The organism is Thalassospira sp. ABL2_045, from assembly GCF_056161285.1.
In genome coordinates, this window is sequence record NZ_JBSWYV010000005.1 from 151,997 (window position 1) to 174,076 (window position 22,080).

At 56.0% G+C, this 22,080-nt stretch carries 20 protein-coding genes; 6 read left to right on the forward strand and 14 right to left on the reverse strand.

Features of this window, described 5'->3' with window-relative positions; translation table 11 throughout:
• Positions 1 to 53: 53 nt before the first annotated feature.
• From modA to modC, 3 genes are read left to right on the forward strand one after another with little or no spacing between them, the layout of a single operon-like run.
• Positions 54 to 875 carry a molybdate ABC transporter substrate-binding protein gene (modA, locus tag ACXAIA_RS09845; RefSeq protein ID WP_475349168.1) on the forward strand — a complete coding sequence of 274 codons (822 nt, stop codon included), beginning with the start codon at positions 54 to 56 and terminating at the stop codon, positions 873 to 875.
• Positions 872 to 1,564, forward strand: a complete 693-nt coding sequence (gene modB / locus ACXAIA_RS09850; RefSeq protein ID WP_475349169.1) for a molybdate ABC transporter permease subunit — start codon at positions 872 to 874, stop codon at positions 1,562 to 1,564. Before modA ends, modB begins: the two co-directional genes overlap by 4 nt.
• Positions 1,561 to 2,691, forward strand: coding sequence for a molybdenum ABC transporter ATP-binding protein (gene modC / locus ACXAIA_RS09855; protein ID WP_475349170.1), 1,131 nt, complete (start codon positions 1,561 to 1,563; stop codon positions 2,689 to 2,691). Before modB ends, modC begins: the two co-directional genes overlap by 4 nt.
• A gap of 63 nt (positions 2,692 to 2,754) precedes the next feature.
• On the opposite strand, the gene ACXAIA_RS09860 is transcribed toward modC, so the two are convergent.
• The 8 genes from ACXAIA_RS09860 to ACXAIA_RS09895 form a co-directional block, all read right to left on the reverse strand.
• Positions 2,755 to 3,606 (reverse strand): urea carboxylase-associated family protein, encoded by an 852-nt coding sequence (locus ACXAIA_RS09860; protein WP_475349171.1) that lies wholly within the window; start codon positions 3,604 to 3,606, stop codon positions 2,755 to 2,757.
• A 144-nt stretch (positions 3,607 to 3,750) separates the two neighbouring features.
• Positions 3,751 to 4,689, reverse strand: coding sequence for a 2-hydroxyacid dehydrogenase (locus tag ACXAIA_RS09865; protein WP_475349172.1), 939 nt, complete (start codon positions 4,687 to 4,689; stop codon positions 3,751 to 3,753).
• A 105-nt stretch (positions 4,690 to 4,794) separates the two neighbouring features.
• The gene (locus tag ACXAIA_RS09870) at positions 4,795 to 5,943 is read right to left on the reverse strand and encodes a methyl-accepting chemotaxis protein (protein WP_475347174.1); all 1,149 of its coding nucleotides are present in this window, start codon (positions 5,941 to 5,943) and stop codon (positions 4,795 to 4,797) included.
• Positions 5,944 to 5,951: 8 nt separating this feature from the next.
• Complete coding sequence (locus ACXAIA_RS09875) at positions 5,952 to 6,488, reverse strand: PAS domain-containing protein (protein WP_475349173.1); 537 nt, start codon at positions 6,486 to 6,488, stop codon at positions 5,952 to 5,954.
• 305 nt (positions 6,489 to 6,793) lie between these two features.
• A complete protein-coding gene (locus ACXAIA_RS09880) occupies positions 6,794 to 7,345 on the reverse strand; it encodes a sarcosine oxidase subunit gamma (RefSeq protein ID WP_475349174.1) in 552 nt (183 codons plus the stop codon).
• Between the two features lie 15 nt (positions 7,346 to 7,360).
• Positions 7,361 to 10,354: a sarcosine oxidase subunit alpha gene (locus ACXAIA_RS09885; RefSeq protein WP_475349175.1), complete on the reverse strand. Its 2,994-nt coding sequence runs from the start codon at positions 10,352 to 10,354 to the stop codon at positions 7,361 to 7,363.
• Positions 10,351 to 10,653 (reverse strand): sarcosine oxidase subunit delta, encoded by a 303-nt coding sequence (locus tag ACXAIA_RS09890; protein WP_475347170.1) that lies wholly within the window; start codon positions 10,651 to 10,653, stop codon positions 10,351 to 10,353. Before ACXAIA_RS09890 ends, ACXAIA_RS09885 begins: the two co-directional genes overlap by 4 nt.
• 11 nt (positions 10,654 to 10,664) lie before the next feature.
• Positions 10,665 to 11,918 (reverse strand): sarcosine oxidase subunit beta family protein, encoded by a 1,254-nt coding sequence (locus tag ACXAIA_RS09895; protein ID WP_044827950.1) that lies wholly within the window; start codon positions 11,916 to 11,918, stop codon positions 10,665 to 10,667.
• A 97-nt stretch (positions 11,919 to 12,015) separates the two neighbouring features.
• Here ACXAIA_RS09895 and ACXAIA_RS09900 point away from each other — a divergent pair, with 97 nt between their 5' ends.
• Complete coding sequence (locus ACXAIA_RS09900) at positions 12,016 to 13,041, forward strand: GlxA family transcriptional regulator (protein ID WP_475349176.1); 1,026 nt, start codon at positions 12,016 to 12,018, stop codon at positions 13,039 to 13,041.
• A 40-nt stretch (positions 13,042 to 13,081) separates the two neighbouring features.
• Here ACXAIA_RS09900 and ACXAIA_RS09905 read toward each other — a convergent pair whose 3' ends face one another.
• Positions 13,082 to 14,149 carry an FAD-binding oxidoreductase gene (locus tag ACXAIA_RS09905; RefSeq protein WP_475347168.1) on the reverse strand — a complete coding sequence of 356 codons (1,068 nt, stop codon included), beginning with the start codon at positions 14,147 to 14,149 and terminating at the stop codon, positions 13,082 to 13,084.
• Positions 14,150 to 14,153: 4 nt separating this feature from the next.
• Positions 14,154 to 15,395, reverse strand: coding sequence for an aromatic ring-hydroxylating oxygenase subunit alpha (locus ACXAIA_RS09910; protein ID WP_475349177.1), 1,242 nt, complete (start codon positions 15,393 to 15,395; stop codon positions 14,154 to 14,156).
• A gap of 150 nt (positions 15,396 to 15,545) precedes the next feature.
• On the opposite strand from ACXAIA_RS09910, the gene ACXAIA_RS09915 reads away from it, so the two are divergent.
• Positions 15,546 to 16,424, forward strand: a complete 879-nt coding sequence (locus ACXAIA_RS09915; protein WP_475349178.1) for a LysR substrate-binding domain-containing protein — start codon at positions 15,546 to 15,548, stop codon at positions 16,422 to 16,424.
• A 49-nt stretch (positions 16,425 to 16,473) separates the two neighbouring features.
• Here the strand turns inward: ACXAIA_RS09915 and ACXAIA_RS09920 are convergent, their stop codons facing one another.
• A complete protein-coding gene (locus tag ACXAIA_RS09920) occupies positions 16,474 to 18,510 on the reverse strand; it encodes an oxidoreductase (RefSeq protein WP_475349179.1) in 2,037 nt (678 codons plus the stop codon).
• Between the two features lie 147 nt (positions 18,511 to 18,657).
• Here ACXAIA_RS09920 and ACXAIA_RS09925 point away from each other — a divergent pair, with 147 nt between their 5' ends.
• On the forward strand, positions 18,658 to 19,314 hold the full coding sequence (locus ACXAIA_RS09925) for a TetR/AcrR family transcriptional regulator (RefSeq protein ID WP_475349180.1): 657 nt from the start codon (positions 18,658 to 18,660) through the stop codon (positions 19,312 to 19,314).
• A 122-nt stretch (positions 19,315 to 19,436) separates the two neighbouring features.
• Here the strand turns inward: ACXAIA_RS09925 and ACXAIA_RS09930 are convergent, their stop codons facing one another.
• The 3 genes from ACXAIA_RS09930 to ACXAIA_RS09940 all read right to left on the reverse strand — a co-directional run bounded on the left by ACXAIA_RS09930 (position 19,437) and on the right by ACXAIA_RS09940 (position 21,971).
• Positions 19,437 to 20,165 carry an SDR family oxidoreductase gene (locus ACXAIA_RS09930; protein WP_475349181.1) on the reverse strand — a complete coding sequence of 243 codons (729 nt, stop codon included), beginning with the start codon at positions 20,163 to 20,165 and terminating at the stop codon, positions 19,437 to 19,439.
• Positions 20,166 to 20,195: 30 nt separating this feature from the next.
• Positions 20,196 to 20,927, reverse strand: coding sequence for an SDR family oxidoreductase (locus tag ACXAIA_RS09935; protein WP_475349182.1), 732 nt, complete (start codon positions 20,925 to 20,927; stop codon positions 20,196 to 20,198).
• Positions 20,928 to 21,014: 87 nt separating this feature from the next.
• On the reverse strand, positions 21,015 to 21,971 hold the full coding sequence (locus ACXAIA_RS09940; protein WP_475349183.1) for a sugar-binding transcriptional regulator: 957 nt from the start codon (positions 21,969 to 21,971) through the stop codon (positions 21,015 to 21,017).
• Between the last annotated feature and the right edge of the window lie 109 nt (positions 21,972 to 22,080).

Genomic DNA, 22,080 nt, shown 5'->3' on the forward strand with positions numbered 1-22,080 from the left:
TTCGCTATAGTGATCCGCAACGCCACCCCCGTTAAAGCCGAGCAACAGTCCCCATGCCCCACACGCTTCGCCGAAATTCACCTGCATTCGTCCTTTTTCTTGTCACGCTGCTCGCACTTGTCAGCATGTCCGCAAGTGCCCAGGCACGCGATATTACGGTCTTTGCTGCCGCCAGCATGACCAACGCCATCGAAACCGCAGCAAGCACCTATGAAAAGAAAACCGGCGACACAATCCGCCTGTCACTTGCCAGTTCATCAACACTGGCGCGCCAGATTGCCGCAGGCGCACCGGCGGATGTCTATATTTCGGCCAACGAAAAATGGATGGACTGGCTTGATGAGCAGGACCTGATCAATCCCACCAGCCGCTATGATCTGCTGGCAAACCGGTTGGTGCTGATCGCCCCCACGAACAGTTCCCTTAGCCCGATCACCATCGATGCGACCACCAACCTGATATCTATGATTGGATCAGATGACCGCATTGCAGTCGGCGACCCGGACCACGTCCCGGCAGGGATTTATTCCAAGCAGGCGCTGACATCACTGAGTGCTTGGGAAGACACCAACCCAATGCTCGCACGCGCTGACAATGTTCGCGCGGCCCTTGCACTTGTCGAACGTGGTGAAGCGCCGCTTGGCATTGTCTATCAAACCGATGCCGGCATTTCCGATAAGGTGAAAATCATCGGGACCTTCCCCGAAAACAGTCACCCGGCCATCACCTATCCAGTGGCCCTGATCGCCGATCAGGCCGAAACCAGTGCAATGAAATTCCTGTTGTGGCTTTTGGGGGATGACGCGGGCCGCATTTTTGCCGACTATGGCTTTGAACCCCTTGCAACAACGCAGGCAGCCGTGCCCGAACAATGATCAGCTTGACCCCCGCCGAAATCGAGGCACTGCTTCTAAGCTTGCGCATCTCTGGCGTTGCTGTTGCCTGTGCCCTGCCCTTTGCGGTTGTTGTCGCGACCGCCCTGGCCCTGGGACGGTTTCCCGGGCGCTTTATTCTGGATGCCATTGTCCATCTGCCCCTGATCCTGCCGCCGGTTGTGATGGGTTATCTGTTGTTGATCGCGATGGGGACCCGTGCCCCGCTGGGCGCCTGGCTTTATGAAACATTTGATCTGCGCTTTGTATTTAGCTGGACGGGTGCGGCACTGGCATCGGCGATTGTAAGCTTCCCGTTTCAGGTCCGCGCCATCCGGCTGAGCCTTGAGAACGTCAATCATGGTCTTTATCAGGCTGCCGAAACATTGGGGGCCGGGCCGATAGACCGGTTTTTCTCATTGACCTTGCCGCTGGCACTTCCGGGCATCATTGCCGGTGCAATCACCGCCTTTGCCGCAAGTCTTGGCGAATTCGGGGCGATCATTACGTTCGTCTCCAACATTCCCGGCGAAACCCGGACCTTGCCACTTGCGATCTATACCGCCATCCAGACACCGGGCGGTGAATTGGCGGCCGCACGGCTTGCAGCCCTTTCCATCGGTCTGGCCTTTACCGGCTTGCTTCTTTCCGAACTGGCGCTGCGCCGCATCCGCAAGAGGGCCGCGTCATGAGCATCGGTGTGAATGTCGAACATCAGTTCAAGGACTTCCGGCTTGCGGCAGAATTCAATATTCCCGAACCCGGCATTACCGCCCTGTTCGGTCCATCAGGCAGCGGCAAGACAACACTGGTCAACATGATTGCCGGTCTGGTCCGCCCGGATCGGGGCCATATCCAGATCAATGACCATGTTCTGTTTGAACATTCGCGTGGTATCAACCTTCCGGTGCGCGAACGCCGGGTGGGATGTGTGTTTCAGGATAACCGCCTGTTCCCGCATAAAACCGTGCGCGACAACCTGTTTTATGGCGCAAGGCGGAACCCGCACAAACTGCCGCAGGACGAACAACAGGCCATCCTTGCGATGCTTGATATCGCGGATTTGATGGATCGTCGCCCCAACCTGTTATCCGGCGGGGAAAAGCAACGCGTCGCACTGGGCCGGGCGCTTTTGTCCAATCCGGATGTGTTGCTGCTTGATGAGCCGCTTTCGGCCTTGGATCACGCCCGCAAACAGGAAATCCTGCCTTATCTTGAATGGCTGCGCGATCATCGCAAAATACCGATCCTTTATGTCACCCACGCCATTGACGAGGTCGCCCGTCTTGCCGATCACATGGTGGTGATTGATCAGGGCAAAACCCTTGCCACCGGATCGGTGTTTGAAATGCTGGGCCGCACCGACCTGCCACCGCTTGCCGGGCGCTTTGATGCCGGAACCGTCCTGCCCGCCCGGATTGTCAGCCGCGACCCCAAGGCCGAGGTCAGCTTCCTTGAATGTGGGGAACAGCGCCTTGTCGTGCCCTATCTCGGTCGGCCGCAATCAGACAAGGTTCGCCTGCATGTGCGTGCCCGTGATGTCATGATCGCCCGCACCCCGCCGCGCGACATCAGTGCCAATAACATCATCCCGGTGACCATCACCAAAATCAGTGACGAGCCCGGCGATACCATCGATGTCACCATGTGCTTTGGTCAGGATGCCGACGCCACCCTTTTGGCCGAAACCAGCGGCCGTCCGAAAATCCACGCCCGAATCACGAAATGGTCCGGATCGCGTCTGAAACTGCAGCCCCATCAAAAGGTGTATGCGGTAATCAAATCGGTCACGGTCAATGGTCAGCTGCGCGACCGCTAAAGCTCTTTGACCCGCGCTTAACAAAAATCCCCGTCGTAGAACCGACGGGGATTTTTCTCGGCATCAGGGATGCAGATACGCACTGGGTGCGGGCCAATCCCATTTATCCTGCAAGGCCGGATCAGTTTCATAGATCTCGACCTTCAACGGATAACAGGCCGCTTCATCACTTGAATGTCCGCTGCTGCAATCCCCGCCCGGGCAGGTCGACAGATTTCCCAGCAAATCAATCTCGGCAAACATTTCAAGATAATCACCCGGGCGTACCGGGCTTGCCTTCATGAAATACTGATGGGTGTCCTTGGTAAAGCCGGTGCACATGAAGACATTAAGCACGTCATGTACATAATGATCCGCTTCCTGCATCGACATGCCGGTTTCGTGACTTAGCGCCCGGCACAGATTGGAATGGCAGCAATGATGGTAATCATTCCCCGACAACAGCTTGTTGGTAAACGGATCGCAGCGGGTGCCGATCACGTCATGAACGCTGCCGCCGTCTTCATCAAAGCCATACCAGTCGAGCGTATCTTCGCTGATCAGTGCCATTGAGCGCAGATAAGGCATATTTGACCACAGCCGGTCACCGGTCGTTACGTGGGTCCGGTGCAACGCCCGCGTCTTGCCACTGAAAAACCGTTCTTTCAGGTCATTGGCATTCCACAGGTTCAGGTCCCCGACCTGCGGCCCGTCGACACTGACAATGCGGAAAAAATACCCCTTGGGCACGCGAAACGTCTTGGCATCGCGCGGCGGAACGATGACCTCATCCGCCTTTTTCATTGATGCCTTGAAGGCGGCCAATGTCGCAAAATCGGGCTCGGGCAGCGTTCCGTTGGGATAAACAACGACGGGCTTAACCGCGCGGCGTTCGCCGGCATCTGCCGGGGCTGGGTGCTGGGGCTTGGATGTCATGGGGTGGCCTTCGATATCATAAAATCAGATGCGCGACAGAATGGCACAATGGCGCGTTGAAACAAGCATGTTTCCCGTCTGATTACGCAACAGTTGTTCGGACAAAATTTGACTGAACCGGCCCACCGAAACGTCGCGACCCAATCACACAACCGGTGTGATCAATTCACCGCGTTCATCCCAGGCATCAAGGTTATCGATAACCAGTTGCGCCATGGCATCGCGGGTTTCAACCGTGCCACTCGCCTGATGCGGGTACAGCACGACGTTGTCAAGCTTGGCAAAGGCCGGATCGATGTTGGGTTCGTTCTCAAAAACATCAAGACCGGCACCGGCGATGGACCGGTCTTGCAAAGCGCGGATCAGGGCCAGCTCATCCATCACCGATCCACGCGCGATATTGATCACGATCCCATCGCCTCCAAGGGCGTCAAGCACCGCTTGATTGACAATCCCCTTGGTTTCCGCCCCACCGGGGCAGGACAGCACGAGAATATCTGACCACGCGGCCAGGGCGACCAGATCATCAAAGAACCGGTAATCGACGGCCTTTTTGCTACGTCCGAAATAACCGATCTCGGCCCCACTTGGGATGGCGCGCAATGCAATTGCCTGTCCGATCCGTCCCAGTCCAACAATGCCAAGCTTTTTACCCCGCACCGACCTGCCAAGTACCATCGGGCCCTTTGCCACCCAGTTCCCGCTCCTCACCCAATCATCACCGACACGAAGTTGACGCAAGCTGGCATGCATCAACATGATTGCTGTATCAGCAACATCATCGGTCAAAACATCAGGTGTCGTGGAAAGACGAATACCCCGCTCACGAAGGGCTTTTAGGTCAAAAACGTCTTGCCCGACGCCAAAGCTTGTAATCACCTCAAGATTTGGCAGCTGTGCCAACAAATCATTGTGTACGCCATAGCGTGCGGACGTCACAACCGCCCTGATCTCGCTGCCCTTCTCTTCAAGGAACGCCAGCTTATCCTCAATCAGGTCATATCGATGGATGTCATGACGATCTGCCAACTGGCTGGCATATTTCGGAGGAATATCAATAAGAACGAGGACGGATTTGATCATTCGGCGAGCTTTCTGCGGCGCAAACTGCGACCCAGACTAGCCACCCCACACTTGTAAAACAAGTTTACCAGACAATTATCTTGTGAGGCGCAAGCAACCCCTTACTCAAACCACGCGCCGCACCTCGGTCAGGAAATTCCCGATTTCCTCTTTTAGGGTTCTCGCCTTGGTGGACAGGTCATGCGCAGCGCCGGTCAGTTCCTCGGCCGCATCGCCGGTTTCCTGTGCCCCGCTGGTCACAGTGACAATATTGCGTGATACCTCATCCGTGCCGGTCGAGGCTTCCTGGACATTGCGCGATATCTCGTTTGTCGCGGCGGATTGTTCCTCGACCGCGGCTGCGACCGAGGTATTGGCATCATTGACCTGCGATATGATTGCCGAAATCCGGTCAATCCCCGCAACGGTCGACGTGGTTGCGCCCTGAATGTTGTCGACATACTGGCTGATTTCGCTGGTGGCCCGTGCCGTCTGACTGGCAAGGTTTTTCACCTCGTTGGCGACCACGGCAAAGCCCTTTCCGGCCTCGCCTGCACGTGCCGCCTCGATCGTCGCATTCAGTGCCAGCAGATTGGTCTGGGACGCGATATCATTGATCAGCGCAACCACAGTTGCGATCTGATCAGCCGCCTCGGTCAGCTCTGTGACTTGGGCCGTGACATTTTTCGATGTTTCGCCGGCTTCATTGGCCACCACGGCCGCATTGGAAACCTGACCACTGATTTCATGAATGGAGGCCGAAAGTTCTTCGGACGCCGAAGATACCGCTTGCACATTCGCCGATGCCTGCTCTGCAGCAGAAGCCACCAAAAGCGATTTTTCAGATGCATCTGCCGCGATGGTACTTAGCTGTTGTGACGATCCCGATAATTGCGTCGCCGAGGCAGAAACCGAATTAACAACGCTGACAACTGTATCTTCAAATGAATCTGCAAGCCCTTTGAATTCGTCCGTTCTGCTTTGCATCATGCCAAGCGCACTGTTAACTGACCGGCTGGCGGTCAGAAAAGTCCCCTGCATGCTGGTTTCCATGATCCGGCGGAAATAGCGGTTGTCGCGCACCTTTTCCATACAGGCGACCGACTCCCGAACATAGGTGTCATTGCGGTCGATCAGATCATTGATCGCATTGAGCAGCTCACCAATTTCGCCGGTGCTATTGATATTGGTGATACGGGCTTCGAAGTCTCCTGCGGCGGCACGGCGAACCACCTCTGTCGCGTTCCTGATCTCGGCATTGCTGGACCCAAACATGATCTGTTCTACCCTCCAAGAGACAAAGTAAATTCGTTGAATGTCTGTTTTTTGGCGGCGAGCATCTGTGTAATTTCAGCATAGGACGCGTCCAGCCCATCCTTGGGGGACGGTGCCGATTTTTCGAGTTCCTGCAGGTGGGCATAAAGTGGGACGATGGTCTCATCGATGATTTTCTTGTCAGGCGCACGACGGTTGCTGTGAAAACCGATAATTTCGCCTTCGGTATTTCGGCTGGGCGTCATGTGGGCCAGAACCCAGTAATTGTCGCCATTCTTGGAACGATTGTTCACATATCCGAAAATTTCCCGACCATCCTGGATGGTTTCCCAGGCAACCTTGAACAACGCACGGGGCATGTGGGGATGCCGGACAATGTTGTGCTGGGAGCCCAGACATTCTTTCTCGTCGTACCCGGCAAGTTTGTAAAACGTCCGGTTGCCATAGGTTATCTTTCCACTGGTATCGGTCTTGGTAACGATGATTTCTTCTGGCTGAAGATAGACTTCGTTGCCAGAAAGCTTCGCCTCGCGCCGGTCACTCATTTATCTACCCCCGGTTATTGGCACCCTGACCCCACTTTTTAATTTGAAAAACTCACCAACACACCAAAGCCACCATGACCAAGGGTATGTGCGAATATCTCAATAAAGCAGGGTTAATTATACTAATGGGGCGGGGATCGAAAAATTCAACCCACAGGATCGCGGTTAAATTGTAAATCCAAGCTTTCGCTCTGAGTCAGATGATCGGCCAAACAACCAACGGCCTGATCCGTGGCAGCTGATGGCATCGTCCAGATACAGTAGGGGCGGGGTTGGCAATTGCCAGAACCCCGCCCCAACCTGATTTATTCTGCGGCGAATTCCTTGCAGCCGGTGCACAGCAGATCGATGATGTGCAGGGCAAACGACCGCCAGATATCCATGCGGAAGCTTTGTTCTTCGTCGCGCCACAGGACGACCGTGACACCATCAATCACCGTGCGGCAACCACCGCCGACCGGGATGCTGTCAATGTCGCGTGGGCAACCAATGGTCAGCAATTCGGCTGCACGGTCGCCTTCGATCCGGACCGTGATTTCACGGGCGGATACCTCGGTCAGGCTGTGGGTTGCGGATGCATAAACATCCGCACAGGCCGAAACCAGTTTCTCGGTGTCGTCCGGCTTGGCGATGATCATCCATTCATCCGGACCAAGGCAGATGACCTCAGTCGTGCCATTGGCAGCACGTTCACCAACCGTGGTTGGCAAATCAACACCAAGGGCCTTTGATACAGCCGGAATGTTGGCTGCACGCAGGCGCAACGAGAAATGGGCAACCGGTGCCATCAGGGTCAGTTTGACCGGCCCGGAGGCAACGATCGGACCTGGCGTAAATGCGTGTGTAAGTACCGTCATTTTTCTGTTCCCCGCCTAGAGTTTCAACCGTGCGCCTTCAGGATCGTAAAATACGGTCCCGGTAACTGTCGCCTTGATCACACGATCTGGCATCGGAATGTAAATGGTTTCACCCATACGATTGAAACCGTCTTCAAGCAGTGCCATGGCAATCGGGCGGCCTGCAGCATCGCTGTGATAGCTTGATGTCACATGACCAACCATTTTCATCGGCTTGGGCTGGTTCGGATCAAGAACGATCTGAGCGCCTTCCTCAAGCTTGGTTTTGCCATCTTCGGTCAGAAGACCGATCAGCTGCTTGCGACCTTCGGCAACCAGGTCCGGACGCGCCAGACCGCGTTTGCCGACGAAGTCGGGTTTCTTTTTACCAATCGCCCAGCCAAGCCCGGCATCAAGCGGGGTAACCGTGCCATCGGTGTCCTGACCGACAATGATATAGCCCTTCTCGGCACGCAGCACGTGCATGGTTTCGGTCCCATAGGGGCAGATATCGTATTTCTTGCCAGCTTCGAACAGCATTTCCCAAAGGGCGCGACCGGCATGGGCCGGAACGTTGACCTCAAAGCCGACTTCACCGGTAAAGCTGATGCGGAACAGACGTGCCGGGAAACCACCAACACGACATTCGGCAACCGACATGTGCGGAAATGCTTCATCGGACATATCCAGACCTTCGACAAACGGCGCAAGCACCTGACGGGCATTCGGGCCATTCAGCGCAATGGTTGCCCACTGCTCGGTGGTCGAGGTCAGCCAGACATCAAGGTCCGGCCATTCGGTCTGAAGATAGTCTTCCATCATGTTCAGAACACGTGCCGCACCACCGGTCGTGGTGGTAACATGGAAGCGATCATCGGCCAGACGGCCAATGACACCGTCATCACGGATGAACCCGTCATCGCCCAGAAGCAGGCCATAACGCGCCCGACCCGGTGCCAGCTTGGTCCAGGGGTTGGTGTACATGCGGTTCATGAATTCAACCGCATCGGGGCCAACCACCTCGATCTTGCCAAGGGTCGATGCATCAAAGATGCCGACACTGGCACGCGTTGCACGGCATTCGCGATCAACAGCGGCATGCATGTCTTCGCCGTCTTTCGGGAAGTACCAAGCACGACGCCACAGGCTGACCGGCTCGTAAGCGGCACCATTTTCTTCAGCCCAGCTATCAATCGGGGTTTTACGGGTCACTTCAAAGTGACTGCCCTTGTGATAGCCACAGAACGCCCCGAAGGTGGTCGGGGTATAGGGCGGACGGAAGGTCGTGAGACCGACTTTCGGCTGCGGCACACCCAACGCGTCAGAGGCAATATTGAGGCCGTTGATGTTTGACATCTTGCCCTGGTCGGTCGCCATGCCATTGGTAGTGTAACGTTTGACATGCTCGATGGAACGCATGCCTTCACGTACCGCCAGACGAAGGTCCTTGGCGGTTACGTCGTTCTGGTAATCGACAAAGGCACGTGCTTTGCCAGCATCCAGATCGGTCGGCAGTTCCTTATGGCTGACACCGGTGCCCGGACGATCATTGGCAACGCCGTAGCTTGCAGCCTTGGCCGTCTTACCAAGGCTTTTGGCAGCAGCCGCACCCATTTCCGCGCCATCATTCAGGACCGCTTCAATGCCCCACAGGCCACGGCCCGCACCGGCGATTTCGCATTCCTCTGCCTTATGGTCCGGGAGGAAGGTCTGGCGATCCTCGTCCCACATGAGCGTTCCCTTGGTGTGCGAGAACAAGTGAAGCGACGGGGTCCAGCCACCTGACATCAGAAGGCAGTCACAGCCGATGGTTTCGGCAGCACCAACCGATGATCCGGTGATCGGGTTGACCCGAACCGATTTGACACGCAGGCGGCCTTCGGTCCCGGTAACCGTGTGACCGGCCATGATGCGAATACCGCGACGGGTCGCCTCGGCAACCAGATCGCCATTCGGCTCAGCACGGGTATCAACGATGGCGGCAACTGCGGTACCGGCATCGACCAGATCAAATGCCGCATACCATGCACTGTCATGGCTGGTAACGATGACAGCCTTGTCACCAACACGCACGCCATAGCGGTTAAGATACGTCTGGGCCGAACCGGCCAGCATCACACCCGGACGGTCATTGCCATCAAAGACCAGCGGCTTTTCAAGCGCCCCTTGTGCGAGAACAACCTGCTTGGCGCGGACACGCCACATGCGTTCGCGCGGGGTTTCCCCGTCCGGGCTGGCAAGATGGTCAGTGAGTTTTTCACAAAGACCCACCATGTTCTGGTGGTAATAGCCAATCGCAGTCGTGCGGGTCATCAGCTTGACGCCGAGCTCTTTGAGCTCTGCCACGGTTTTGGCAACCCAGTCCCAAGCCGGCATGTCTTCGATCATGGCGGATGGTTCAGACAGAAGCGATCCACCGGCTTCCGGGTTTTCATCAATCAGGGTGACTTGCGAACCGGCACGTGCCGCCGACAGGGCCGCGGCAAGACCAGCGGGACCAGCACCAATGATCAGAACATCGGTATGCAGGTAACGCGATGCATAGTGATCCGGATCAGGTTCGGTCGGCGAAACGCCAAGACCGGCCGCCGCACGAATGAACGGCTCATAAACCTTGTCCCAGAAGGATTTCGGCCACATGAAGGTCTTGTAGTAGAACCCGGCGGAAAACAGCATATAGGCCTTGTCATTGATCGCACCAATGTCAAAGGACAGGCTGGGGTAGCGGTTCTGGCTGTTGACCTGCAGGCCGTCCCAGATTTCCTGAACGGTTGCGCGGGTGTTCGGCTCAAACCGGCCCGGACCGCGACGGGTGCCGACCAGTGCGTTCGGCTCTTCCGAACCGGCGGTCACGGCACCACGCGGGCGGTGATATTTAAACGAACGACCCATCAGGTGAATGCCATTGGCCAGCAACGCTGATGCAACGGTATCGCCTTTGAAACCTTTGATTTTCTTGCCATCAAAGGTGAACTGGATCGGTTGGGTGTGATCGACGCGACCACGCCCGGAAACGCGGAAGCTGCTCATTTCGATTTCTCCAACAATTCGGATAGCTCAGGACGGGGATCATCGGTTTTATAGGTGATCAGGAACCGGTCACTAACCGTGTCACGTACAGCGTTGAAGTATCGACCGCAGCCGTGGAAATGGCGCCAGCGTTCATAATGCGGGCCCTTGACGTTGGTGCGGATGAACAGGAAATCGCGCCATTCCTCGTCACTGACCGACGAGGGATCGGCCGGACGTGCGATATGGGCTTCACCGGCATAGGTAAATTCCGCCTCCGGCAGGGTCTGATTGCAATAGGGGCAATGGATCAGAAGCATGTCCGGTCTCCTTAGTGCGCAACAGCGGCAGCAGCGGCTTCGTCAATCAGACGACCGGTGCTGAAACGTTCAAGGGTGAAGGGCGCGTTGGCCGGATGCGGATCATCCTTTGCCACAGTCCATGCCAGTGTATGTGCGGCACCCGGGGTTGCCTTGAACCCGCCGGTACCCCAACCACAATTGACGTAAAGCCCCGGCACCGGCGTCTTGCCAAGGATGGCCGAACGGTCCGGGGTCACATCAACGATACCGCCCCATTTACGCAGCATGCGCATGCGGTTGAAGATCGGGAAGATCTCGCAGATCGCAGCAACCGTGTGCTCGATCAGCGGCAGGCCGCCACGCTGGGAATAACTGGTATATTGGTCAGTCCCCGACCCGATGACGAGCTCGCCCTTGTCAGACTGACTGATATAGGCATGCACGCTGTTGGACATGACAACACACGGGAAGATCGGCTTGATCGGCTCGGATACAAGTGCCTGCAGCGGATAGCTTTCAAGCGGCATGCGCACACCAGCTGTATCCATCACGACCGAGGTATGACCGGCGGCCGAAACGGCAACCTTTTTCGCACCGATAAAGCCCTTGGCAGTTTCAACGCCGGTGACGCGGCCATCCGGCCCACGGCGAATGGCGGTAACCGGGCAGTTCTGAATGATGTCGACACCGCGTGCCGCTGCCCCACGGGCATAACCCCATGCCACCGCATCGTGGCGTGCGGTACCGGCGCGACGCTGAAGGGCGGCACCGACGACGGGGTAGCGCGCATTTGGCGAAATATCGAGCGGCGGGCAGAATTCCTTGGCTTCTTCCTTGGACAGCCAGACGTTATCCACACCGTTCAGACGGTTGGCATGCACGTGGCGCTGGAAGCTTTGAACATCATGAACATTGTGCGCAAGCATCAGAACCCCGCGCTGCGAATACATGACGTTGTAGTTCAGTTCCTGGCTCAGCCCATCCCACAGATCAAGCGCGTGGTCATAAAGCTTCGCACTTTCGTCATAGAGATAGTTCGAACGAATGATCGTCGTGTTACGGCCGGTGTTACCACCGCCAAGCCAGCCCTTGTCGATCACGGCGACATTGGTGATGCCGTGTTCCTTGGCCAGATAATAAGCCGCACCAAGACCATGACCACCCGCGCCGACGATGATGACATCATACTCGGCTTTCGGCTCACTGTCGGGCCACTGTGGCTCCCAGTTCTTTTGGCCACTAAGGGCGTTCTTGATAAGCGATAGCGCAGAAAAATGGGTCATGATTATACGATCCCCCGATTTACCATTGCCGGAACTCTATCAATGTCCTTGGTTTGCGGACTGGATAATTGCGACAAATTCATTGTATATTTTTGCCATGAACTCTTTTTCGAGCCCCGGATCCAACGCAAGCAAACCCCTTGCAAAAAAGCGCCTTCGCGTCGCCTTTCTGCTGGCGGACAATTTCACGCTGACAGCGTTCGCAAGTTTCGTCGACGTCTTGCGTCTGGCAGCCGATGAAGCAGACCGTTCGCGGCCGATTCACTGCGACTGGACGGTGCTGTCGGACACCATGAACCCGGTACGGTCCAGTTGCGGGGTCAAGGTGCAGCCCGACACGCGTCTGCGCAATGCCGGTGACTACGACTATATCGTAGTTGTCGGGGGGCTTATTCAAGAAGAAGGCGGACTTTCATCTGATTGCATCGCCTATCTCAAAGCAGCCGCGGCCAAGGGCAAGAACCTGATCGGCTTGTGTACGGGGGTTTTCGAACTTTATGAGGCAGGCCTGCTGGAAGGTTATCGCTGCTGTGTCAGCTGGTTTCACCATGACGAATTTGTCGAACGGTTCGAGGCCGCCCAGCCGGTTTCCGACCAGATCTTTGTGGTCGACCGCGATCGCCTGACCTGTTCGGGCGGGCATGGCGCGGCGCATCTTGCCGCCTGGGTGGTGGAAAAGCATATCGGCCGAACTGCGGCGACCAAAAGCCTTAGCATCATGATCATCAACGAGGCGATGACAGGCGAGAACCCGCAGCCAGGATTTCAAACCAACCTGGTGGCGCGTGAACCGCTGGTCAAAAAGGCGCTTCTGCGCATGCGCCAGAATATCGAGTCGCCTGAAACCATTGCCAAAATGGCCGAGAAACTGGGCGTGACACGCCGCAAGCTTGAACGCGCGTTTAACGCCGATCTTGGCATTTCACCATCACGCGCGGCCCTTCGTATCCGCCTTGATGCCGCCAAGAAGCTGCTGGGTGAGTCGGAAAAAACCACCACCCAGATTGCGCTTAACACCGGCTTTTGCGACGCATCGCATTTTATTCATGCCTTCAAGGCCGAAATCGGCATGAACCCGTCGGAATATCGCAACACGGTTCCACTGCCGGCCACCCTGCCCTGACGACAGACCGAAATTGATCCGCCGTCAGGCAAAGGTAACATCAGGCATCAATCGTGACCTGCCCAATCGGGTTTGAGCAGCAGGCAAGGATATAGCCTTCCTCGATATCATCATCGGTGATCCCGCCGTTATGGACCATATGAACCTGGCCTTCGGTCTTGCGCACCTTACAGGTCCCGCAAATCCCCATCGAACAGCCTGACGGGATCACAAGCCCGGCAGTCCGTGCCGCGGCAAGGACGGTATCGGTTTGCGTGCAATTGGCTGTAATGCCCGATGCGGTGAAGGCGATAACCGCCTTGCTTTCCTCATCCGGGACGACATCATCGGGCACGTCTTCGACATCCGGTGTTGGTGCGTGGAAGCTTTCCTGATGGTAGCGGTCCATGTCATAGCCAAGCCCGACAAGAACCTCGCGCACGGCCTGCATGAAGGGTTCCGGCCCGCAACAGAACACTTCGCGTTCGAGATAATCCTGCGCCATCAGGCCCAGCATCAGCTGATTGAACGTACCAAGATATCCGGTCCAGGGTTTGTAGGGATCGGCTTCCTCGACCACCCATTTAAGTTCGATACCGTTGATCCGTGATGCGCTGTGTTCCAGCCGTTCGCGAAAGATGATCTCGGATGGGCGCTTTGCGCAGTTAACAAAGACGATGTCGGGATCACGCCCGGAATCATACAGATAGGTCGTCATCGACATCATCGGCGTAATGCCCGATCCCGCCGAAATGAACAGGTATTTCTCCGCCGGATGATTGATCAGCGAGAAGCTTCCAGACGGCCCCTTGGCCCGAAGGCGCATGCCCGGACGCAAATGATCAAGCATCCAGCGCGTCCCGATCGATCCCGCTTGTGCCTTGACCGTCACAGTCAAGGATGTCGGGCGCGATGGCGAGGACGAGATGGTGTATGTCCGATAAAGCGGCCCGCCCGGCACCGGAAGCTCCAACGTCAAAAACTGCCCCGGATCGTAACTGAACAAGGCACCGGACACCGACTGGAAACAAAACGTCATGACGTCGGGTGCTTCGGGCAGGAACGAGACACATTCGAGTTCTTCAGAATCCGACCAGAAGGCGAGCTTTGGCTTTTCAATCACAGACATCACCCTACTCCGCCGCAAGCGGTGTGGTTTGGGCCAGGTTGTCTGACAGGGTTTTCGCATACCAGTTGCCAAACTGGGCCACGCCCGCTTCCTGGATCTCGGAATAGGGACCAACTTTATAGGCCGGCGTTGCGATGCCGCGCTGATTGTTTTCGACCACTTCCTTGTCCTCGGCGTTGGTCGCAAGCCAGACTTCGGTCAGGCGTTTAAGATCATAATCGCGCCCCTCCACCGCGTCCTTGTGCACCAGCCACTTGGTGGAAACTTCGGTTTCGGTCGCGCTGATCGGGGTTACCCGGAAAACAAGCGCATGGTCCGACAGGAAATGGTTCCAGGTCGACGGGTAATGGAACTTCAAAAGCGAGCCGCCATTTTTGAACGGGATGTTCGAATTCGCCAGGCTGACCGCCGCCTTGGTATCAAGGGTATAGCTTTCCGCCGCCCCCAGAAGCGGCACACGCACCAACCGCCATTCCCCGTTACCAGAAATCTGATAAGCAGACGGCGCACCCACCGCTTCACACCGGGCGATATGATCGTCAAGTTCGCTTGCCAACACACCATCGGCCGTGCTGCCAATTGCGCGGGCATCTTCCGGGAAGGTCCGGCACAGCGAGGGGTGGTTACCCCCGCAGTGATAGCATTCCCGGTTATTCTCCCAGACCAGCTTCCAGTTGGCGTTTTCGATGATCGTGCTTTCAAACGCGACCTTGGAGTTTTCAAGATCGTGCGGCGCCAGATACTGTTCGGCCGCCGTGGCAAACGGCTCGATATCCGGGGCGTTATCGGCGAGACAAATATAAACCAGCCCATGGATCACCCGGCAGTGAACCGGACTTAACCCGAATTTCGAATTGTCAAAATCCGGGCCCATGTCGCGGGCCCAAAGCAACTTGCCATCAAGGTCATAGGTCCATTGATGATAGGGGCATACCAGCCGCGGATTGCGGCCCTTTTTGGTTTTGCACAGAACCGATCCACGATGGCGGCACGAATTGTGAAAGGCCCGCACCACCTGATCATTGCCCCGCACGATCACAACCGAATAGGCACCGACTTCATAAATGACGTAGTCGCCCGCCTTGGGGATTTCACATGCCGGGATCGCAAACAGCCATTCCTTGTAGTGAATGTTTTCCAGATCCAGCTGAAAGATCGAAGGATCGGTATAGAAAGGCTGTTCCAGAGAATATCCGGGCACACGACGCGCCAGAAGGTCGTGAACGGAAGGCGGGGTAGCGGGCATGGCGAAAATCCGTCTTTTGGGTGTTTTGAATCAACCAAAAGTTTGAACTTCATCTCAGGTTTGACAACGGCATTAATTTTCATCTTGGTTTAGTTCAACTAATCTGAAAAACTCAGCCCACATGCCCTGCATTGTTTTCAGGAGAGCCGATTGGCCCGCCCCTATGATCTGTCTTCGATAAATGCCCTGATCTGCTTTGAAGCAGCGGGCCGCAATATGAGTTTCAAGGACGCGGCATCCGAACTCAATGTGACGCCTGCGGCTGTAAGCCACCAGATCAAGGCGCTTGAGGCCGATATTGGCAGCGCGCTTTTCATTCGGCGTAACCGCGGGGTGGAGCTAACCGAAAAAGGCGCCTTTCTGCTCGTCGCCCTGCAACGGGGTTTTGAAACCATTTCCGAAACGGTCATGCAGCTACGTGATCAGCCCGAAACAGTCGATGTTACGATCCGGACAACAACGGCGGTCAGTTCACTTTGGCTTACGCCAAAAATTGCCGCCTTCTGGAAAATTCACCCCAATATCACGGTCTCGCAAATTGTCTCCGACGTGCCGGGCATGACCGGGCAATGTGATCTCAGCATTCATTACAGCAACCCCGATGACGGGACAGATGGATATTACAAACTGTTTCAGGACCGGGTCGCTGCCATCGGCACGCCCGCCTTCAAGGCCGAACAGAACATCGAAACGATTGATGACCTGCTGCGAAGCCCCCTGATCCATCTTCATAACGAGGAAACCGACTGGACAACATGGACCGACTGGTTCCGCGCATTGGGCCGGCCAGCCCCCAAGGGACGCAGCTTCAAGCTTAATAATTACACGATTGCCTTACAGGCCGCCCAGGATGACGTTGGCGCGGTGCTTGGCTGGGACGAACTGGTCGGGCCGTTGCTTGAAGACGGACGTCTGATCAAACTCGTGCCCGATGAAATCCCATCCCCGATGGGGTTTTATTTACGCGTCCATCCGCGCGCCTCGGAAAAGGCCCGCATTTTTGTCGACTGGCTGATTGATACCGCCTGACCGAAAGGCAAATGGCAAGCGCAGCAAATCGCCACGCTTGCCAAGCACATCAGACGTCTTTGAGCAGACGCAACGCATCATAGATTGCCGCATGCGTGTTACGTGCGGACACCGCATCCCCGATCCGAAACAGCTGATAGGTTCCGTCCGGGTTCCGCACAACCGATTGCGGCTGACCTGCCAGAAGCTGATCATGGGACATCTCACCATGGTTCGATGAACCGGGCTTGAGATCAAAATAGATATCATCAAGCGGAATAGTCCCGTGGTTGATCACGATCTGATCGACAACCCGTTGCTTCGCCACCCCGCCATAGTCACTGCCGACATGCGCGATCAGCTGGTTGCCCTGCCTTTCGACTGCCTCAAGGCGATAGGTCACGGTAAAGGTGGTATCAAGCTTCTGCATGCTGCGCATATAGGGCACCAGGTTCATGGCCATGACTTCCGGCGCAAAGGCGCGATCCGGGGTCATGATTTCGACCTTGCCACCGCTTTGCGCAATCAGCTCGGCCGCCTGCAGACCGGCATGATCCCCTGCATCATCATAGACCAGAACATTGCTGCCGGGTTTGACGTCGCCCGAAATGATATCCCAGCTTGAAACCACAAGATCATTGCCCTTTGAAAGCACCTCGGTATCAGGCATGCCGCCAGTGGCGATAATCACCACATCGGGGTTTTCCGCCGTGATCGTGTCTGCTTCGGCCCAGGTGTTGAAATGGAAGCTCACACCAAGACGGGTGCATTCGGCCATGCGCCAGTCGATGATGCTGATCATTTCGCGGCGACGTTCGTTTTGCGCGGTCAGGCGAATTTGCCCACCCGGATTTGGGGCTGCTTCATAGACAACAACCTCATGCCCGCGTTCGCCAGCAACACGGGCGGCTTCCATCCCCGCCGGGCCGGATCCGACAATCACGACCTTCTTGCGGGTTTTGGCCGCCTCGATGACCTGCGGCATCGAAAGCTCGCGCCCGGTGGCGGCATTATGAATGCAATAGGCAGACCCACCTTGATAAATGCGATCAAGGCAATAGTTCGCCCCGACGCACGGACGAATTTCTTCCTCGCGTTTCTCGATGATCTTGCGCACGACATGCGGGTCGGTCATGTGCGCACGCGTCATGCCGACCATGTCGATTTTGCCCGATGCAATTGCATGGCGTGCGGTTGCGACGTCGGGAATTTTGGCCCCATGGAAGGTCGGGAAATCGGTGGCTGCGCGAATATCACCGGCAAAATCCAGATGCGGCGAGTTCGCCATGCCCTGAATCGGGATCACATCGGTCAGACCGGCATCCGTATCGATATGGCCGCGAATGACATTAAGGAAGTCGACCATGCCACTGTCTTTAAGGCGCTGGGAAATCGCCAGACCATCTTCCTTGGTCAAACCACCATCAAGGTCCTCATCCCCGGTATAACGCACACCAACAATGAAATCCGGGCCGACGCGTTTGCGGATTTCGGTCAGCACATCAAAGGTAAAGCGCAGGCGGTTATCAATGCTGCCCCCATAAGGACCATCAAGATCGTTGGTCAGCGGCGACCAGAACTGATCCATCAGATGGCCATAGGCCTGAAGCTCGATCCCGTCCATGCCGCCAGCCTTCATGCGCTCAGCCGCGTCGGCATAATCCTTGATGATGCGCTCAACATCCCAGTCTTCCATCTTTTTCGGGAAGGCCCGGTGCGCGGCTTCGCGCTTGTGCGATGGCGAGACGACCGGCAACCAGTTTGCCTTGTCCCAGCGCGTGCGGCGCCCAAGATGGGTCAGTTGGATCATCACCGCGGCACCCTGTTCATGCACCGCGTCGGTCAGGTCCTTCATCCACGGAACAACTTCATCCTTCCAGACCAGAAGATTGTTAAAGACCGGCGGGCTGTCCTTGGACACCGCAGCCGAACCCGCCGTCATGGTCATGGCGACACCGCCCTTGGCACGCTCGACATGATAGGCGCGATAACGCCCCTTGGGCATGCCATCCTCGGGATAGGCCGGTTCGTGCGACGTCATCATGATGCGGTTACGCAGCGTCAGATGTTTAAGCTGATAAGGCTGAAGAAGCGGGTCGTTGGACATGTGCGGGGCTCCGGTTTGATCTCTCTGCAAATGACGATATTCAGAAATGTACAGATATGTCAATTTTAAGTTCACTGATGTATATTTCAGATACATTGATGTACACTTCGCTTGTCCCGAACCGGGCAGTTTGCTAAGGACACGTCCATGGAAGAACAGATTGAAAATACCGCCGGGCAAAATGGCGCCGGACAAAACAGCGGCTGGCGCGGATCGGCCGATATCTGGTTGAACGCGGCTTATGAGGCGCTTCTTGAAACCGGTGTCGATGGGGTAAAGATCCAGCCACTGGCAAAGCGCCTGAACCTGTCACGCACCAGTTTCTATTGGTTCTTCAAGGACCGAAAGGAATTGCTGCGCGCCCTACTGGATCTGTGGCGCGAAAAAAACACCGGCAATCTGATCAAACAAACCGAGGCCTATGCCGAGTCTGTTTCAGAGGCGATGCTTAACATCATCGATCTCTGGCTGATGCCCGATCTGTTTGATTCACGCCTGGAATTTGCCGTGCGCAGCTGGTCGGTCCAGTCCAACACCGTCATGGCCGAGATCGAAAAGGCCGATCAGCAACGCCTTGATGCACTCGCCAAACTGTTCATCCGCTTTGGTCAGGACGAACGCATGGCCGATGTCCGTGCACGTGCCATTTACCTGGTTCAGATCGGCTATATCTCGATGCAATCAAATGAAGACCTGTCTGTCCGCATGGCCCGCATTCCGGGCTATGTCGAAACATTCTGCGGACAGGCGCCAAAACAAAACGAACTCAACCGCTTCTACGCCCGTCATAATTTTGCCCCGTGAAATGGCAAGCACGGGACGGCGCGGCAAACGTCTTGTGGTTGGAGAATCGGCTGGTTCTTATGTAACAACATAAACGGCCAGCATCTTTGGGCAAAGATACTGGCCAAATATGGTTTTGATCATCAGATATCAAAGTTGGTTGGCAAGACGATCATGTCGCGGATGGTGACGGTGCGCGGGCGCGACAGCATGTAGATCACCGCGTCCGAGACTTCGTCTGGATCAAGCAGGGCACCGTTTTCCTTGGCTTTGCGCAGGTTTTCCTCTGGCCAGTCAGCCAGAAGGGCTGAAACCACTGGGCCCGGCGAGACCTGGGCGACACGAATGCCGTGTTTATTAAGTTGTCGACGCATGGTCTGAACAAAGCAGGTCATCGCCCATTTTGACCCGGAATAAACCGGCTCCCACTGAATGGGCATGTGTCCGGCGACCGATGCGGTAACGATAATATCGCCAGTACCGCGTTCCTGCATGTGCGGGATCACGTCACGGACATTTTTCATCACCGCATTGACGTTCAAGTTCAGCATCCGGTCGATGGTTGCGGTATCGGTTTCCACCAGATCACCGCCGATATAAGACCCGGCATTACAATGCAGAATGTCGATGTGATCGACCTTTCCCAGAATTTCGGGAACCATCGCCGCACAGCTGTCGACATCAAGCAGGTTGGTATGCTGGGCAATGGCATTTGCCCCAAGTTCACTGACAAGTTCAAACAGGACACCTTCGTTGTAATCCACCATCACAACCGTGGCGCCAGCATCCAATAGCGCACGCGTGGTCGATAGGCCAATGCCCGATGCAGCGCCGGTGACAACGGCAATCTTGCCCGCAAGTGATTGAGCCATAATATATCTCCAAAAGAAAAAGGCGTGGGATCAGACAGCAAGAAAACCGCCATCGACAGGAAGAACCGCGCCACTGACAAAGGACGCGTCATCATCGAGCAGCATGACGATGGACCGGGCGACTTCTTCGACCTCGGCAAATCGGCCATGGGGATGACGCACCATCATCGGATCACGCTTGGCCGGTTCGGACCAGGCCGCGGCCGCCAATTCTGTCATGGTAACCGTCGGGGCCACCGCATTGACGCGAATGCCATGCGGGCCAAGTTCCTTGGCCATCACCCGGGTTGCTCCTTCAAGCCCCGCCTTGGAAGCGGCATAGCACATGTGATCAACAAAGCCGCGATGCCCGGCGATCGAGGTGACATTAACAATCGCCCCGCCACCGCCGACCACCACCCGGGCGCGCGCAAACTCCTGCGCACAGATAAGGGCCGCACGCAGATTGATACCCATGACGGTTTCATATCCCGCATCCGTCATCTCAAGCACGCTTTCGAGAACATTGGTTCCCGCGCAATTGATAAGATAATCCGCCGGGCCGGCTGATTTTATGGCGTCACGCGCCGCATCGCCGTCGGCCAGATCAACACGAATGCCCTTTGCCCCGATGTCGGCTTCCAGTGCGTCAAGGTCGGCTTGGGTGCGTGCCATGGCAATGACCGACGCACAGCGTTTGGCCATGGTGTGGGCACAGGCACGTCCTATGCCCTTGCCCGCTCCGGTGATGATGACTTTCTTTCCTGAAAATGTAGATGTCATATTTCAAAGTTTTCCCTGATGTGGATTGCGCACAGTGCCTTGTTTTTATTGCCATATGCATTGGCGTTGTGGCCTGCGCGGAAATGGTTATGTCATGGCTTCGACTAAAAGCTCGGCTGTCAGGTCATCGGTCACAAGTGTATCGACAAGCCCGCGCTTGATCGCCGCCTTGATAATCGGAACCTTGTGCTTTCCTGCTGCGGTCAGGATCTTGTTGGGGATGTCTGCCAACGAATTCAGATCCACCCCGACCGTTCGGGCGTTGAGCGGATGATCGATTTCGTTGCCATCGGCATCAAGAAACCGGCCAAGCACATCACCAACCGCGCCGGCATCACGCAATTCCTGCATGGTCACGTCGCCGGGCAGTCCGTATTTGACCATAAAGGACAGATCGGACACATCGCCAACAACCAGCAAGGCCGCATCTGCCGACAGGCATCGCTCAATGTGCGAGGCATAGATTTCCTGACTAAGGAACACATCCTTGTCGACGTCATCTGGCAAATAGATCGGGGCTACCAAATGGGAATAGTTGGCATCAAACCGTTCGGCAAAACCCGAGGCGATGCTAAAGGCATTGAAAGATGACCCGGCCGCCGTTCCGCCCATCAAGGCCAGAATTTCAAGATCAGGAACGGAATGCAGCGGCAAACGTTCCATCGCGCGCTGCAACGTCACCCCCCAGGACACGCCAATGCGCTTCCATGGTTGGTTCTTGAGCGTTGTCGAAAGATAGTGCGCCAAAGCCGCACCGACCGGGGCATGGTTGTCATAATTGGCATGATCCACTGGCACCACAAGTGCCTTTGCCACACCGGCCTGCTCAAGACGTTGCTGGACCTCAAGACGCGTCACAAACGGTGATTCGATCTGGATTTTGACAAGTCCAAGCGATTTAGCCTTCTGGATCGCCTGATTGACCCGAAGACGAGTCACCCCCATGTCGCGGGCGACCTCGGCTTGTGTCTGGCCGTTTACATAGTAACGCCAACAAACCTCGGTTACGAACCCTTCCCCGTCCTCAAGCGGCTCTCTTGGCATGCTTTGTTTCCTCTCATGACCCTGCGCATTGCGGCAGTGTGTTTTGTTATAGGCAGCAAACTAACAAATGTATTTAAAAAATTACAAATGAAAATTTTCACTTGCATGC

What these genes read in the sequence shown, in the direction of transcription:
- ACXAIA_RS09860 (WP_475349171.1), bottom strand. Translation starts at nt 3,606, where the DNA reads ATGACATCCAAGCCCCAGCACCCAGCCCCGGCAGATGCCGGCGAACGC.
- ACXAIA_RS09940 (WP_475349183.1), bottom strand. Translation starts at nt 21,971, where the DNA reads ATGCCAAGAGAGCCGCTTGAGGACGGGGAAGGGTTCGTAACCGAGGTT.
- ACXAIA_RS09895 (WP_044827950.1), bottom strand. Translation starts at nt 11,918, where the DNA reads ATGACCCATTTTTCTGCGCTATCGCTTATCAAGAACGCCCTTAGTGGC.
- ACXAIA_RS09870 (WP_475347174.1), bottom strand. Translation starts at nt 5,943, where the DNA reads ATGTTTGGGTCCAGCAATGCCGAGATCAGGAACGCGACAGAGGTGGTT.
- modB (WP_475349169.1), top strand. Translation starts at nt 872, where the DNA reads ATGATCAGCTTGACCCCCGCCGAAATCGAGGCACTGCTTCTAAGCTTG.
- ACXAIA_RS09880 (WP_475349174.1), bottom strand. Translation starts at nt 7,345, where the DNA reads ATGACGGTACTTACACACGCATTTACGCCAGGTCCGATCGTTGCCTCC.
- ACXAIA_RS09875 (WP_475349173.1), bottom strand. Translation starts at nt 6,488, where the DNA reads ATGAGTGACCGGCGCGAGGCGAAGCTTTCTGGCAACGAAGTCTATCTT.
- ACXAIA_RS09930 (WP_475349181.1), bottom strand. Translation starts at nt 20,165, where the DNA reads ATGGCTCAATCACTTGCGGGCAAGATTGCCGTTGTCACCGGCGCTGCA.
- ACXAIA_RS09900 (WP_475349176.1), top strand. Translation starts at nt 12,016, where the DNA reads ATGAACTCTTTTTCGAGCCCCGGATCCAACGCAAGCAAACCCCTTGCA.
- ACXAIA_RS09865 (WP_475349172.1), bottom strand. Translation starts at nt 4,689, where the DNA reads ATGATCAAATCCGTCCTCGTTCTTATTGATATTCCTCCGAAATATGCC.
- modC (WP_475349170.1), top strand. Translation starts at nt 1,561, where the DNA reads ATGAGCATCGGTGTGAATGTCGAACATCAGTTCAAGGACTTCCGGCTT.
- ACXAIA_RS09935 (WP_475349182.1), bottom strand. Translation starts at nt 20,927, where the DNA reads ATGACATCTACATTTTCAGGAAAGAAAGTCATCATCACCGGAGCGGGC.
- ACXAIA_RS09925 (WP_475349180.1), top strand. Translation starts at nt 18,658, where the DNA reads ATGGAAGAACAGATTGAAAATACCGCCGGGCAAAATGGCGCCGGACAA.
- ACXAIA_RS09920 (WP_475349179.1), bottom strand. Translation starts at nt 18,510, where the DNA reads ATGTCCAACGACCCGCTTCTTCAGCCTTATCAGCTTAAACATCTGACG.
- modA (WP_475349168.1), top strand. Translation starts at nt 54, where the DNA reads ATGCCCCACACGCTTCGCCGAAATTCACCTGCATTCGTCCTTTTTCTT.
- ACXAIA_RS09905 (WP_475347168.1), bottom strand. Translation starts at nt 14,149, where the DNA reads ATGTCTGTGATTGAAAAGCCAAAGCTCGCCTTCTGGTCGGATTCTGAA.
- ACXAIA_RS09910 (WP_475349177.1), bottom strand. Translation starts at nt 15,395, where the DNA reads ATGCCCGCTACCCCGCCTTCCGTTCACGACCTTCTGGCGCGTCGTGTG.
- ACXAIA_RS09885 (WP_475349175.1), bottom strand. Translation starts at nt 10,354, where the DNA reads ATGAGCAGCTTCCGCGTTTCCGGGCGTGGTCGCGTCGATCACACCCAA.
- ACXAIA_RS09890 (WP_475347170.1), bottom strand. Translation starts at nt 10,653, where the DNA reads ATGCTTCTGATCCATTGCCCCTATTGCAATCAGACCCTGCCGGAGGCG.